We start from the raw sequence: 15,592 nt of genomic DNA on the forward strand, positions 1-15,592 counted from the left end.
GAAATTTTCAGAAAATTTGGTAAAATAATATTTAATAACATTTTGGAGGGGACACGTGACACAATATAAAAACTATATAAATGGAGAGTGGAAAGTTTCTGAAAATGAAATTACCATCTCATCTCCTATCAACAATGAGATTTTAGGAACTGTGCCTGCCATGACTCAGGCAGAGGTTGACTATGCGATGGCAAGCGCTCGTGCGGCTTTGCCAGCTTGGCGAGCTCTTTCAGCAGTTGAACGTGCAGCTTATTTGCATAAGGTTGCGGATATTTTGGAGCGCGATCAGGAGAAGATTGGCGAAATTCTTGCAAAGGAAGTTGCCAAGGGGATCAAAGCGGCAGTCGGAGAGGTAGTCCGGACAGCAGACTTGATTCGCTATGCGGCTGAAGAAGGCATTCGTATTCACGGTCAGGTTATGGAAGGTGGCGGCTTTGAAGCTGCCAGCAAGAAAAAATTGGCTGTGGTTCGTCGTGAGCCTGTAGGAGTTGTACTGGCCATTGCGCCATTTAACTACCCAGTCAACCTGTCTGGTTCCAAAATTGCTCCTGCCCTTATCGGCGGAAACGTCGTGATGTTTAAGCCACCTACTCAAGGTTCAATTTCTGGTCTGCTCCTGGCTCAAGCTTTTGCTGAGGCTGGTCTGCCTGCTGGAGTTTTCAATACCATCACAGGACGTGGTTCAGAAATCGGGGATTACATCATTGAGCATAAGGAAGTAAACTACATTAACTTTACTGGCTCCACCCCAATCGGTGAGCGCATCGGGAAGTTAGCTGGTATGCGTCCAATTATGTTAGAATTGGGTGGTAAGGATGCTGCAGTTGTGCTGGAAGATGCTGACTTGGAGCATGCAGCTAAGCAGATTGTTGGCGGGGCATACAGTTATTCCGGCCAGCGCTGTACGGCTATTAAACGTGTCATTGTCATGGAGAGCGTAGCAGATAAATTAGCGGCGCTGATTAAGGCAGAGGTAGAGAAACTGACGGTTGGTGATCCCTTTGATAATGCGGATATCACACCAGTCATTGATCATGCATCAGCAGATTTCATCTGGGGCTTGATTGAAGATGCTCAGGAAAAGGGAGCGTCAGCCTTGACAGAAATCAAACGTGAAGCAAATCTCATCTGGCCTGCCTTGTTTGACCATGTGACACTGGATATGAAATTAGCTTGGGAAGAGCCATTTGGTCCTGTTCTTCCGATTATTCGTGTGACTTCCGTTGAGGAGGCTATCCAGATCTGTAACCAGTCAGAATTTGGTCTTCAATCTTCAGTCTTTACAAATGATTTCCCGAAAGCATTTGAAATTGCTGAGAAACTGGAAGTGGGTACTGTACACATCAATAATAAGACCCAACGTGGTCCAGATAACTTCCCATTCCTTGGTGTTAAGGGATCTGGAGCAGGAGTGCAAGGGATTCGTTACAGTATCGAAGCGATGACACAAGTGAAATCCATCGTGTTTGATGTGAAATAATGAGAAAGGCGGCTTTGTGCGGTCTTTTTTCTTACCTTGATGAACTTGTAAATTTAACAAGATTATCGAACCATTTGAAAAGAATCAAGCATTTATATGTTTAATTGCTTATTATTTTAAAATGTAAATTTACATATTGGTCTATATCTTTATGAAAATTTTCATCTTTTTCTTGTTTTGGATAGCTCCTATATTTAGCGAAAAAGGAATTAAAATATACTGAGAGACACAAAATGCAGTGTTTTCTCTCTCATTTATTACTAATTTCAGCTAATGTTCGGTTTTAGTAATTTTCCGTAAGGATATTTGAAATTTACTTGAAAAAGAGATAAAAATAATGTAGAATAGTATTATAGAAAACGCTTACAAATAGAAAGGTGATTGCATGGATAAGAACGAAGCATTAAGAACCTTTACAACAGGTGAAAACTTTCATTTACAGCATTATCTAGGGGCGCATCAGGATGAAGTGGACGGCAAGTCTGGCTACTCTTTCCGCGTTTGGGCACCTAATGCTCAGAGTGTCCATTTGATTGGAGATTTCACCAATTGGTATGAAGAGCAGATTCCTATGGTCCGAAATGAAGCGGGCGTTTGGGAAGCCTTCACAGAGCTACCTAAGGAAGGAGATATTTACAAGTACAATATCAAACGTAGCAGTGGTCAGGAAATTTTAAAAATTGATCCTCTGGCTATCTATCTGGAAGAGCGTCCAGGCACGGGAGCAGTTATTCGCACTATTCCTGAGAAGAAGTGGAAAGATGGTCTTTGGCTGGCACGCCGGAAACGTTGGGGCTTCTTCTCTCGGCCGGTCAATATCTATGAAGTGCATGCCGGATCTTGGAAACGCAATGAAGACGGCAATCCTTATAGCTTTGCCCAGTTAAAAGAAGAGTTGATTCCTTATCTGGTGGAGATGAACTACACACATGTGGAATTCATGCCGCTTATGGCTCATCCGCTGGGACTTAGCTGGGGCTATCAGCTCATGGGCTACTTCGCCTTTGAGCATACCTATGGCACACCTGAGGAATTTCAGGACTTTGTCGAAGAATGTCACTTGAACAATATCGGGGTCATTGTGGACTGGGTACCAGGTCACTTCACTATTAATGATGATGCTTTGGCTTACTATGATGGGACACCAACTTTCGAGTATCAGGACCACGATCGGGCTCATAACTATGGCTGGGGTGCTCTCAACTTTGATTTGGGTAAAAATCAGGTTCAGTCTTTCTTGATTTCCAGCATTAAATTCTGGATTGATTTTTATCATCTGGACGGAATTCGGGTTGATGCTGTCAGCAATATGCTCTATCTGGACTATGACAGCGGTCCTTGGCAGCCAAATAAAGATGGCGGTAATCGCAATTATGAAGGCTATTACTTCCTGCAACGCCTCAATACGGTTATCAAGCTAGCCCATCCTGATGTCATGATGATTGCAGAGGAAAGTTCCTCAGAGACCAAGATTACTGGTATGAGAGAGCTGGGTGGTCTTGGGTTTGACTACAAGTGGAATATGGGCTGGATGAATGATATCCTTCGTTTCTACGAGGAAGATCCGATTTATCGTAAGTACGATTTTAATCTGGTAACCTTTAGCTTTATGTACGTATTCTCTGAAAACTTCCTACTGCCATTCTCGCATGATGAAGTGGTTCATGGCAAGAAGAGTCTCATGCACAAGATGTGGGGCGACCGTTACAATCAATTTGCAGGGCTCCGCAACTTGCTGACCTACCAAATCTGCCATCCGGGCAAGAAATTGCTCTTTATGGGATCAGAATTTGGTCAGTTCTTAGAATGGAAGTCAGAAGAGCAACTAGAATGGTCTAATCTGGACGATCAGATGAATAAGAAGATGCAGGGCTTTACTGCTGCACTCAATGCCTTCTATAAAGACAATCGTCCACTTTGGGAGATTGATCTGAGCTATGATGGCATCGAAATCATAGATGCAGATAATGTTGATCAAAGTGTCCTCTCCTTTATTCGTAAGACTGAAAAAGGAGATATGTTAGTTTGTGTATTTAATATGGCGCCGGTAGAGCGGAAGAACTTTACCATTGGTGTTCCAGTGGAAGCCATTTATGAAGAAGTATGGAACACTGAATTAGAAGAATGGGGAGGTGTTTGGAAGGAACATAATGAAACAGTTCAGTCTCAAGAAGGACTTTGGAAAGATTATCCACAGACCTTGACCTTTACGTTGCCAGCTCTTGGAGCCAGCATCTGGAAGATCAAGCGTCGGATTGCTCGAAAAAATGTTAAAAAAGATTCCACAAAGGAGTAGTAGTCTATGAAGAATGAAATGCTAGCTTTGATTCTTGCCGGCGGGCAAGGAACTCGTCTTGGAAAGCTCACACAGAGTATCGCAAAACCTGCGGTACAGTTTGGCGGCCGCTATCGTATTATTGACTTCGCCTTGTCTAACTGTGCCAACTCCGGTATTCATAATGTCGGTGTCATTACTCAATACCAACCACTAGCTCTGAACAGTCATATTGGAAATGGTTCTAGCTGGGGGCTCGATGGTATTAACTCAGGCGTGTCCATTCTTCAGCCTTATTCTGCGAGCGAAGGAAATCGCTGGTTTGAAGGTACCAGCCATGCGATTTATCAAAATATCGACTATATCGACAGCATCAATCCTGAGTATGTCCTGATTTTGTCTGGGGACCATATCTATAAGATGGATTATGATGACATGCTTCAGTCTCACAAGGACAACAATGCCAGCTTGACAGTAGCCGTTCTGGATGTGCCTCTCAAAGAAGCCAGCCGATTTGGTATTATGAATACAGATGCTAATAATCGGATTGTTGAATTTGAAGAAAAACCAGAACATCCTAAGTCAACCAAGGCTTCTATGGGGATTTATATCTTTGACTGGCAACGTCTGCGTAATATGCTGGTAGCTGCTGAAAAGAGTAATGTGGATATGTCTGACTTTGGTAAGAATGTTATCCCTAACTACCTAGAATCTGGCGAAAGCGTTTATGCTTATGACTTTGCAGGCTATTGGAAAGACGTTGGTACAGTAGAGTCTCTCTGGGAAGCCAACATGGAATACATCAGCCCAGAAAATGCTCTGGATAGCCGCAATCGTCGCTGGAAGATTTATTCTCGCAACTTGATTTCTCCGCCAAACTTTATCAGTGAAAATTCCCATGTAGAAGATTCGCTGGTCGTTGATGGCTGTTTCGTTGACGGTACAGTAAAACACTCTATTCTTTCTACTGGTGCTCAAGTCAAAAAGGGCGCAGTCATTGAAGACTCTGTCATCATGAGTGGAGCTGTTATTGGCAAAGACGCTAAGATCAAGCGGGCCATTATCGGTGAAGGGGCTATCATCTCTGATGGTGTAGAGATTGATGGTACAGAGGAAGTATATGTTGTCGGATACAACGAGAAAGTGGGGGTACCAAAAGATGAAGATTGATAAATACTCAGCAATTTTAGGAAACACAGTCGGCTTCCATGATATGTCAACTCTGACAAATCATCGTCCAGTAGCCAGTTTGCCATTCGGTGGGAAATACCGCTTGATTGACTTCCCGCTTTCAAGTCTTGCCAATGCTGGTATCCGCAGTGTCTTTGGTATCTTCCAGCAGGACAATATCAGCTCTGTCTTTGACCATATTCGTTCGGGTCGTGAGTGGGGTCTGTCTACCTTGCTTAGCCACTATTACCTGGGAATCTACAATACTCGTGTAGAAAGCTCTACAGTCGGTGAGGAATACTATAAGCAGCTTTTGACCTACCTGAAACGTTCTGGCTCCAACCAAACAGTTGCACTTAACTGTGATATCTTGGTTAATATTGACCTCAATCAAGTTTTCCATTTGCACAATACAACAGAGCAGCCGATTACAGTTGTCTACAAGAAATTGCACAAGGAAAATATTTCGGATGTTAATGCTGTCTTAGATATTGACGAGACGGACCATGTCAGAGGGCATAAACTCTTTGATGGCCGAGAAGATGCTGAGCTCTTCAATATGTCTACAGACATCTTTGTGGTAGATACTCCTTGGCTGATTGAAAAGCTAGAAGAAGAAGCTAAGAAAGAGCATCCCCAAAAACTGCGCTATGTCCTGCGTGATTTAGCAACTCAGGAAGGGGCATTTGCCTACGAATATACAGGCTATCTGGCTAATATCTATTCTGTAGAGACCTACTACAGATCCAATATCGATATGCTTGAAAGTAAGAAATTCTACTCTCTCTTCAGTCCGAACCAAAAGATTTACACCAAGGTTAAGAATGAAGAGCCGACTTACTATGCTGAGTCTTCAAAAGTATCTCGCTCCCAGTTTGCGTCAGGAAGCATTGTGGAAGGTGAAGTCATCAATTCTGTGATTTCACGGAATACCAAGATTAAGACTGGAAGCAGTGTCAAACACAGTGTTCTCTTCCCTCGAGTGAAAGTTGGAGAAAATGCAACTGTCGAGTACGCGATTGTGGACAAGGGTGTTGAAATTGGCGAAGGAGTGGTGATTCGCGGAACTGCAGAAGACCCAATTGTAGTCAAGAAGGGCCAAAAAGTTACAGAGGACATAATTCGATGAAGATTTTATTTGCAGCAGCAGAAGGAGCCCCATTTTCTAAGACAGGTGGTTTGGGAGACGTTATTGGCGCTCTCCCCAAATCACTGGTCAAGGCTGGCCATGAAGTTGGTGTCATTCTGCCATACTATGACATGACCCATGCCAAATTTGGCGACCAAGTGGAAGACCTTTTCTATTTTGAAGTCAGCGTTGGCTGGCGTCGCCAATACGTTGGGGTCAAGCGACTGGTCTTGAATGGTGTGTCCTTCTATTTTATTGACAATCAGCATTATTTCTTCCGCGGTCATGTTTACGGGGATTTTGATGATGGTGAGCGCTTTGCTTACTTCCAGTTAGCAGCCGTAGAGCTGATGGAGCGGATTGATTTCATTCCGGATGTTCTGCATGTTCACGATTATCATACAGCTATGATTCCTTTCTTGGTTAAGGAAAAATACCATTGGATTCAAGCATATCAGAATATCAAGACTGTCTTGACCATCCATAATCTGGAATTCCAAGGCCAATTCCCTGACAGCATGCTTTGGGAACTGTTTGGAGTGGGCTACGAGCGCTATGCAGACGGAACCCTGCGTTGGAATGACTGTCTCAACTGGATGAAGGCCGGCATTCTCTATGCGGACCGAGTGACAACTGTATCACCAAGCTATGCAGGTGAAATCCGTACACCAGAATTTGGCTGTAATTTGGATCAAATCCTGCGGATGGAGTCTGGTAAGCTGGTCGGAATTGTCAACGGTATAGATACAGATATCTATAATCCAGAAACGGATCCGCTATTAGCCCATCACTTTAACAAATCTGACTTATCTGGTAAACTAGAAAACAAGCGAGCTTTGCAAGAGCGAGTTGGTCTGCCTGTGCGTGATGATGTGCCGGTAGTTGGGATTGTTTCCCGTCTGACCCGTCAGAAAGGCTTTGATTTGGTAGTGGAAGAGCTGCATAATCTCCTCCAGGAAGATGTGCAGATTATCCTCTTGGGAACAGGGGATCCAGCTTTTGAGCAGGCTTTCGCTTGGTTTGGTCATGCCTATCCTGATAAGCTTTCAGCTAATATTCTCTTTGATGTAACCTTGGCTCAGGAGATCTACGCTGCCAGCGATATTTTCCTCATGCCAAGCCGCTTCGAACCTTGTGGCCTTTCACAAATGATGGCCATGCGCTACGGAACCTTGCCTTTGGTGCATGAAGTGGGCGGTCTGCGTGATACCGTCGAGCCTTACAATGTCTATACAGGACAGGGAACGGGCTTTAGCTTCAATAACTTTTCTGGCTACTGGTTGACTTGGACCTTCAAGGAAGCACTCAAGCTCTATGCCGATGACAAGGAAGCTTGGAAATCTCTGCAAGAACAGGCGATGGAAAGAGACTTCTCTTGGGATACAGCCAGCAAGGCTTACAGTGATTTATATCAATCACTTCTATAACATTTACTTTGGAATCAGTATAAAAAATCCTCTCTTGTCCATGGGACAAGGGAGGATTTCCGTGAGACTTACATTTTTATATATTATCATACTATGTTGGAGCCCTGTTTTTAGCTTGTGGCTGAAGTGAGCGATTCCCATCTTGATTGAAAAAAGTATTTCTACGTTTAAATCTGCTTCCCGCTATTAAGAAAGGGAGATACCCACCCACCATGGAACTGACAAAAGAACGTTTTATTAGAGATTTTAAGGACATTCTACATGAAAGACAGCTGATTAAGGTTGCCGATGCGACTTCAGTGGAGCTTTTTCAGGCTTTAGCCAGCACTGTCCGCAAGTATATCACGCCCCTTTGGCTGGAGCGTCGCAATCAGTTGATTGAGCAGCAGCAAAAAACAGCTTATTACTTTTCTATCGAGTTTCTTCCAGGTCGTATGCTGGAAACCAATTTGCTCAACTTAGGAATCCTCGATACGGTCAAGGAAGGCTTTGCCGATTTGGGCGTTGACTTTGAAGATGTCAAGAATGCTGAGTATGATATGGCCTTGGGCAATGGCGGTCTGGGTCGCTTGGCGGCTGCCTTCATGGACTCGCTGGCAACCACTGGCTATCCAGGATTTGGAAATGGGATTCGCTATCGCTATGGCCTCTTTAAGCAACGCATCGTAGATGGCTATCAGGTAGAAATTCCTGATGCTTGGTTTGGCAGTCTAGGCAATGTCTGGGAGACCCGTAAGGACCATGATATTGTTGATGTTAAAATCTTCGGAAATGTTTCCCTCCATGCCAATGAAAAAGGTCGGATTGTGCCTCTTTATGAGAATTCTAAAACCTTGCGGGCCGTTCCTTACGATGTGCCGCAGATTGGCTTTGGCAATGACACTGTCAACAATCTCCGGCTTTGGGATGTTGAAATTCCAGAGGAGCATGAACTGGACTACCCGACCATTGAAGCTCGTCGCCGGGTGCAAGACATCACTGCCATTCTCTATCCAGACGACTCTAGCTACGAAGGAAAAGAGCTGCGCTTGATCCAGGAATATTTCATGACCAGTGCAGGTCTGCAGACCATTATCAAATCCTACCTCAAGCAAGGGCGTCCGCTCAAGGATATTCATGAGAAGGTCTCTGTCCATATTAACGATACTCACCCAGCTGTTGCACCGGCTGAGTTTATGCGTCTCTTGGTGGATGAGTACGACCTGGAATGGGCAGATGCTTGGAATGCTACAGTTAAAACCATGAGCTATACCAACCATACCATTCTGTCTGAAGCCTTGGAAAAATGGGATGCAGAGCTTTTTAAAAATGTCCTGCCGCGGGTTTATCAGATTATCCTAGAGATTGACAACCGCTATGTAGCTGAAATGGCTGGGCGCGGCCTTGATCCGCAAGTCATCGAAAACACTCGGATCGTCAAGGACAATCAAATCCACATGGCCCATTTAGCTATCATTGGCGGTCATTCAATCAATGGTGTTGCCAAACTCCACACCGAACTGCTCAAAGAAGACACCTTGCGTGATTTCTACAGCATTTATCCAGAGAAGTTTAATAACAAAACCAACGGAATTATCCAGCGCCGCTGGCTGCAAATTGCGGACCAGCCTCTGTCAGCTGAGATTGATAAACTAATTGGTAAAGGTTGGAGAAGTGATATCCATGAGCTACGTAAGCTTTTGGAATTCAAGGACAATCAGCAAGTGCTGGGTGATTTCTACCGAGTGAAGCAGGAAGCCAAGGCTCGTCTGGCTGACTTCATCAAGGAATCAACAGGAGTGGAAGTCTCTACAGAAGCCATCTTTGATGTCCAGGTGAAACGCCTCCACGCCTACAAGCGTCAGCTACTCAACCTGCTTCATATCATCAAGCTCTACTGGGACCTCAAGGACGATCCTGACAAGGATATGGTGCCACGCGTCTTTATCTTCGGTGCCAAGGCTGCTCCAGGCTACCACTTTGCCAAGTCGGTTATCAAGCTAATCAATGAAGTAGCCAATCTGGTCAACAAGGATGAAAGCCTGCAAGGCAAACTCAAGGTTGTTTTCCTAGAAAACTACCGGGTCAGCCTAGCTGAGCTCATCATTCCTGCAGCAGATGTATCAGAGCAGATTTCTCTGGCTTCCAAGGAGGCTTCTGGTACTTCCAACATGAAGTTCATGATGACAGGTGCCATTACCCTAGCTACACTGGACGGAGCCAATATCGAAATCAAGGACGAGGTCGGTGACGACAATATTGTCATCTTTGGGATGGACAAGGACCAAGTTTACGAGCACTATGCCCGCCACGATTACTACTCACGCGGTGTCTATGAAAGCAATCCAGATATTCGCCGAGTGGTCGATACCTTTGTCAACGGCACCATTCCAAACGTCCGTGAAGAAGGATCTGAAATCTATGAAGCCCTCATTACCCACAATGACGAATATTTCCTCTTGGAAGATTTCCATGCCTATGTAGAAGCTCAAGAGAAGATTGATGCTCTCTATCGTGACAAAGAAAAATGGGCACGCATGAGTTTGATTAACATTGCTACTTCCGATAAGTTTACCTCAGATGATACCATTGAGCAATATGCCAAGGAAATCTGGAACTTGGAGAAATAATACTCTTCAGAAAACATGAACAATAAGAGATTGGGGCTTTGGTCTCAGTCTCTTTTGCTATCTATCTACCATCTTGTCTAGAAATATGCTATAGTAGAGGAAGTATGAGAGTCCAACTTTTAGAAAAGCAGGGTAAGCAAGCATGAAAGACTACACGATTTTTTATCAACAATTAACGACTCCTTTTCGCAGTCGCCCTCAGTGGCTGAAAGGGTTGGCTTACTTCAATCGGGGAATGACCCTCTTCATACCTATCGTTTATGGTCTCGTTCTAATCAGTGCCTTTCTGACAGAAAGCTGGAAAGGGCTGCTTGCTTTTTTCTTCTTACCAGCTATCGGATTTGGTCTGCTGTCGGCCATTCGTAAACGGCTGAATCAAGAACGCCCTTATGAAAAATGGGCTATTCAGCCCTTGCTGACCAAGGATACATCAGGCAAGTCCATGCCCAGCCGCCATGTTTTTTCGGCGACAGTGATTTCTATGTGTCTACTCTACTTTTTCTGGCTGCCGGGGCTTATCTGCCTCTTGCTTTCAGCAGGGCTAGCCGTAGTGCGCGTGATTGGCGGAGTGCACTATCCAAAGGATGTGCTGGTCGGCTATCTTTGCGGCATTTGCTGGGGAGCTTTACTTTTTTTATTATAAAGGACCTGTTTTCGGCAGAGAGTAGACAAAGGACCTCCAGCTATATTATAATAGAAGCAGTAACAACCGTTTCGACACCAAGGGCTATTCCTTGCTGGATCTAAAAAATATTTAAGGAGAATACCATGTCAGAACCATTATTTCTACAGTCTGTGATGCAGGAGAAGATTTGGGGCGGAACCAAGCTGCGCGATGTCTTTGGCTATGAGATTCCCAGCGATCACGTAGGAGAGTACTGGGCTATCTCCGCTCATCCTAATGGTGTGTCAACCGTCAAGAACGGACGCTTTGCCGGCCAGAAGTTAGATGTTCTCTATGCCGAGCACCGTGAGCTTTTTGGCAATCGTCCGGAACCTGTCTTTCCGCTTTTGACGAAGATTTTAGATGCCAATGACTGGCTCAGTGTTCAGGTCCATCCTGATGATGCCTATGGACTAGAGCACGAAGGGGAGCTTGGTAAGACTGAATGCTGGTATGTCATTGCTGCAGACGAAGGAGCAGAGATTATTTATGGTCACAATGCCAAGAGCAAGGAAGAGCTGCGCCAGCAGATTGAGAGCAAGGATTGGGACCATCTTCTGACCAAAATCCCAGTAAAAGCTGGCGATTTCTTCTATGTACCAAGTGGCACCATGCATGCCATTGGCTCGGGGATTCTGATTTTAGAAACTCAGCAGTCCAGTGACACAACCTACCGTGTCTATGACTTTGATCGCAAGGACGATGCTGGCAATCTTCGTGAGCTGCATTTGGAGCAGTCGATTGACGTTCTGACTATCGGTGAGCCAGCGAATAGCCGTCCTGTTACCATTCAGGCAGATAGTTTGACTTCTACTCTTTTGGTGGCCAATGACTTCTTTGCTGTTTACAAGTGGGATATTGCCGGTTCAGTCAATTTTAAAAAGACAGCAGACTATAGCTTGGTCAGTGTCTTGGAAGGTGTCGGTGAGCTAGAAGTTGGTGGGGCAGTTTATCCTCTTGAAAAAGGGGAGCATTTCATCCTGCCTAACGATGTCACAGAATGGACCTTGTCTGGAGATATGCAGTTGATTGTTAGCCATCCATAATCATAGAAAAATCAAGAGCAAATAATCACTTTGCTCTTTTTTCTTTAAAAAACATATGAAATAAGTGAAATTTTAATCACTTTCTTCTTATTTATATAGCAGAATAGTTTGTATATCAATAATAATTCAATTGTTTTGACAGGAAAATTTATAAATCAAAAGAATAAAACAAAAAACGCTTACAATGGTGGCAAAAGATTGACTATTCGATATTTTAGGAGTAAACTAAGGAAGTAAATTTTAAAATATAAAGGAGAAGTCATCATGAATTTAACATATTTAGGACTTTGTTTGGCCTGCTTAGGCGTATCAATTGCTGAAGGTATGATTATGAGTAATCTATTTAAGGCAGCAGCTCGTCAGCCAGAAATTATCGGTCAATTGCGAAGCCTCCTAATCTTGGGAGTAGCCTTTGTTGAAGGTACTTTCTTTGTAACGCTGGCTATGTCCTTTGTTATCAAATAAGAAAGGATTCTCTTTAGAAAAGGGGGTGTCATCTGTTGGAAGAAAGTATCAATCCAACTATCAATATAGGTCCTGTGACCTTTGATTTGACCCTGCTGGCCATGACTCTGCTGACGGTGTTTGTAACTTTTGGACTTGTTTATTGGGCAAGTCGAAAGATGACGATTAAGCCGTCAAGAAAGCAGAATGCTTTGGAATATATCTATGACTTTGTCATAGATTTTACCAAAGGAAACGTTGGCGAGCATTATATGAAGAATTACTCGCTTTTTCTATTCTCCCTCTTTCTTTTCGTTGCTGTGGCGAATAACTTGGGATTAATGGCTAAGGTTCAGACAACCAATGGTTTCAATCTCTGGACATCGCCGACAGCCAATCTCGCTTTTGACTTGGGCTTCTCTCTTTTAGTGACGGTATTCTGTCATGTAGAAGGAATCCGTCGTCAAGGTATAAAAGGATATCTAAAAGGTTTTGTGACTCCAGGTATCATGACACCCATGAATATCTTGGAAGAATTTACCAATTTTGCTTCGCTAGCCTTGCGGATTTATGGGAATATTTTTGCAGGTGAAGTATTGGCTGGTTTGCTCTTGACTTGGGCACATCAAGCAGCGTATTGGTATCCGATTGCCTTTATTATGAACATGGTTTGGACTGGTTTTTCCATCTTTATTTCCTGTATCCAAGCCTATGTTTTTACCATGCTAACATCTATGTATCTTGGTAAGAAAATTAATGGTGAGGAAGAATAAAAAGAAAGGATAGATAAAATGAATATAACCGTAGGTGAAATTATTGGCAACTTTATCCTGATTGCTGGCTCCTTTCTTCTTTTAGTATTTCTCATTAAGAAGTTTGCTTGGGGCAATATTATCGGGATTTTAGATCAGCGTGCTCAAAAGATTTCAGATGATATTGATGGTGCAGAAGCTGCCCGTCAGAAAGCTGAAGACTTGGCGCAAAAGCGTGAAGAAGCCTTGGCAGGAAGCCGTGAAGAAGCTGCTACTATTGTTGAAACAGCTAAAGAAACAGCTGAGAAGAACAAGGCTGGAATCCTAGCTAATGCGGCAGAAGAAGCAGGGCGCTTGAAGGCTAAAGCCAATCAGGAAATTGTCCAAAACAAGGCAGAGGCTATGAGCAGCATCAAAGGAGAAGTAGCCGACTTGACAGTGACTTTGGCTAGTAAGATTTTGAGTCAGGAGCTGGATAAGGAAGCTCAGAGCGAGCTCATTGATCGCTATATCAAACAGTTAGGAGATGCCTGATGGATAAGAAGCAATATGCAATCATTGAGAAATATGCTTTGCCTTTTGTTCAGACGGTCTTTGAAAAAGGTCAGCAAGAAGATGTTTTTGAAAAACTGAGTCAGATTAAGGCTGTTTTCGCGGAGACCGGCCTTGCTGACTTTTTGTCACATATCGGAATCAGTGACCACGAGAAAGAAAAGAGTCTGCGGCTCTTTCAAAACTCAGGCTCCCAGCTGCTTGATAATCTGATTGAAATTGTCATTCTCAATCATCGTGAGGACCTCTTTTATGAGATTGTGCTGGAGAGTCAGCACCAGCTTGAAAAGATCAGCAATGAGTTTGAGGTGACGCTGCGCTCTGTTCAGCCTTTGACAGCCAGTCAGAAGGAGAAGATTCGGCCGATTATTGAGCAGAAGATGGACCTAAAAGTCCGCTCGCTCAAGGAAGAATTGGACAGCAGCTTGATTGGCGGCTTTGTCATCTCTGCCAATAACAAAACAATTGATGCAAGCATAAAACGTCAATTGCAAGTCGTAAAAGAAAAATTGAAATAGAAAGTGGTGTGAATTTTGGCGATTAACGCACAAGAAATCAGCGCTTTAATTAAGCAACAAATTGAAAATTTCCAGCCAAATTTTGACGTCACGGAAACAGGGGTCGTCACTTATATTGGTGATGGAATCGCGCGTGCTCATGGTCTGGATAAGGCTATGAGCGGAGAGCTGTTAATCTTTGAAAATGGCTCTTATGGTATGGCGCAAAATCTAGAGTCGACCGATGTTGGGATTATCATCTTGGGAGACTTTACAGACATTCGTGAGGGAGATACCATTCGTCGGACTGGCAAAATCATGGAAGTTCCTGTCGGAGAGGCCTTGATTGGGCGGGTTGTTGATCCGCTGGGGCGTCCTGTTGATGGGCTTGGTGACATTGTCACGGACAAGACACGTCCGGTTGAAACACCGGCTCCGGGTGTCATGCAGCGTAAGTCAGTATCTGAACCTTTGCAGACAGGTCTCAAGGCAATTGATGCCTTGGTTCCGATTGGCCGTGGCCAGCGGGAGCTGATTATCGGGGACCGTCAGACTGGGAAGACAACCATTGCCATTGATGCCATCCTGAACCAGAAAGGTCAGGATATGATTTGTATCTATGTGGCGATTGGTCAGAAAGAATCTACCGTTCGTACGCAGGTAGAAACGCTCCGTCAGTATGGTGCTTTGGACTATACCATTGTTGTGACAGCCTCTGCTTCACAGCCGTCGCCTTTGCTTTTCTTGGCGCCTTATGCTGGTGTAGCGATGGCAGAAGAGTTTATGTATAATGGCAAGCATGTTTTGATTGTCTATGATGACTTGTCTAAGCAGGCTGTAGCCTACCGTGAACTGTCCCTCTTGCTCCGTCGTCCGCCAGGCCGTGAGGCCTTTCCAGGGGATGTTTTCTATCTGCATAGCCGTCTCTTGGAGCGTTCAGCCAAGGTTTCTGATGAGCTGGGCGGTGGTTCGATTACAGCTCTGCCATTTATTGAAACGCAAGCAGGAGACATTTCGGCTTATATCGCGACCAACGTGATTTCAATCACTGATGGACAAATATTCCTCAGCGACAGCCTGTTCAATGCTGGGGTACGTCCGGCCATTGATGCAGGTTCTTCTGTATCACGGGTTGGGGGCTCTGCTCAAATCAAAGCTATGAAGAAAGTAGCTGGAACCCTGCGTATCGACCTGGCTTCTTATCGGGAGCTTGAGGCCTTTACTAAGTTTGGTAGTGATTTGGATGCGGCAACGCAGGCCAAGCTCAATCGTGGCCGCAGGACTGTAGAAGTCTTGAAGCAGCCGATTCATGAGCCGCTGCCGGTTGAAAAGCAGGTCGTGATTCTCTATGCTTTGACCCATGGTTTCTTGGACAGTGTGCCAGTGGACGATATTCTGCGCTTTGAGTCAGAATTATTTGCCTACTTTGATGCACATCAAGAAAGCATTTATGAAACCATTCGGACAACGAAAGATCTTCCAAGCGAAGAAGTCTTGGATGCTGCCATTACTGAGTTTATTGACCAGTCTAGCTTCAAATAAGAATA

13 protein-coding genes are annotated in these 15,592 nt (G+C 44.3%); all 13 read left to right on the top strand.

What is annotated here, in order from left to right; translation table 11 throughout:
- The first annotated feature begins 55 nt into the window (after window positions 1-55).
- Entirely contained in the window at window positions 56-1,480 is a 1,425-nt protein-coding gene (locus J1C86_RS03820; protein ID WP_002912068.1) for an NADP-dependent glyceraldehyde-3-phosphate dehydrogenase, read from the top strand.
- A 385-nt stretch (window positions 1,481-1,865) separates the two neighbouring features.
- Entirely contained in the window at window positions 1,866-3,776 is a 1,911-nt protein-coding gene (glgB, locus tag J1C86_RS03825; RefSeq protein ID WP_125409485.1) for a 1,4-alpha-glucan branching protein GlgB, read from the top strand.
- 6 nt (window positions 3,777-3,782) lie between these two features.
- The gene (locus J1C86_RS03830; RefSeq protein ID WP_002897914.1) at window positions 3,783-4,925 is read left to right on the top strand and encodes a glucose-1-phosphate adenylyltransferase; all 1,143 of its coding nucleotides are present in this window, start codon (window positions 3,783-3,785) and stop codon (window positions 4,923-4,925) included.
- Window positions 4,915-6,054 carry a glucose-1-phosphate adenylyltransferase subunit GlgD gene (gene glgD / locus J1C86_RS03835; protein ID WP_002896012.1) on the top strand — a complete coding sequence of 380 codons (1,140 nt, stop codon included), beginning with the start codon at window positions 4,915-4,917 and terminating at the stop codon, window positions 6,052-6,054. The genes J1C86_RS03830 and glgD overlap by 11 nt, the downstream gene beginning before the upstream one ends.
- Entirely contained in the window at window positions 6,051-7,481 is a 1,431-nt protein-coding gene (glgA, locus tag J1C86_RS03840; protein ID WP_002900748.1) for a glycogen synthase GlgA, read from the top strand. Before glgD ends, glgA begins: the two co-directional genes overlap by 4 nt.
- A 212-nt stretch (window positions 7,482-7,693) precedes the next feature.
- On the top strand, window positions 7,694-10,090 hold the full coding sequence (locus tag J1C86_RS03845) for a glycogen/starch/alpha-glucan phosphorylase (protein ID WP_002912072.1): 2,397 nt from the start codon (window positions 7,694-7,696) through the stop codon (window positions 10,088-10,090).
- Between the two features lie 142 nt (window positions 10,091-10,232).
- Window positions 10,233-10,733, top strand: coding sequence for a phosphatase PAP2 family protein (locus J1C86_RS03850; protein ID WP_002912074.1), 501 nt, complete (start codon window positions 10,233-10,235; stop codon window positions 10,731-10,733).
- Window positions 10,734-10,858: 125 nt separating this feature from the next.
- Window positions 10,859-11,800, top strand: a complete 942-nt coding sequence (manA, locus tag J1C86_RS03855) for a mannose-6-phosphate isomerase, class I (RefSeq protein ID WP_002912075.1) — start codon at window positions 10,859-10,861, stop codon at window positions 11,798-11,800.
- Between the two features lie 264 nt (window positions 11,801-12,064).
- On the top strand, window positions 12,065-12,265 hold the full coding sequence (locus tag J1C86_RS03860; protein WP_002896005.1) for a F0F1 ATP synthase subunit C: 201 nt from the start codon (window positions 12,065-12,067) through the stop codon (window positions 12,263-12,265).
- Window positions 12,266-12,300: 35 nt separating this feature from the next.
- Complete coding sequence (gene atpB, locus J1C86_RS03865) at window positions 12,301-13,017, top strand: F0F1 ATP synthase subunit A (RefSeq protein WP_002910186.1); 717 nt, start codon at window positions 12,301-12,303, stop codon at window positions 13,015-13,017.
- Window positions 13,018-13,035: 18 nt separating this feature from the next.
- A complete protein-coding gene (gene atpF, locus J1C86_RS03870; protein ID WP_061589215.1) occupies window positions 13,036-13,530 on the top strand; it encodes a F0F1 ATP synthase subunit B in 495 nt (164 codons plus the stop codon).
- Window positions 13,530-14,066, top strand: a complete 537-nt coding sequence (locus J1C86_RS03875) for a F0F1 ATP synthase subunit delta (RefSeq protein ID WP_002897904.1) — start codon at window positions 13,530-13,532, stop codon at window positions 14,064-14,066. The genes atpF and J1C86_RS03875 overlap by 1 nt, the downstream gene beginning before the upstream one ends.
- A gap of 15 nt (window positions 14,067-14,081) precedes the next feature.
- Window positions 14,082-15,587 (top strand): F0F1 ATP synthase subunit alpha, encoded by a 1,506-nt coding sequence (atpA, locus tag J1C86_RS03880; RefSeq protein WP_002895997.1) that lies wholly within the window; start codon window positions 14,082-14,084, stop codon window positions 15,585-15,587.
- Window positions 15,588-15,592: the final 5 nt, after the last annotated feature.

Source organism: Streptococcus sanguinis, from assembly GCF_050220005.1.
GTDB classification, from domain to species: Bacteria; Bacillota; Bacilli; order Lactobacillales; family Streptococcaceae; genus Streptococcus; species Streptococcus sanguinis_Z.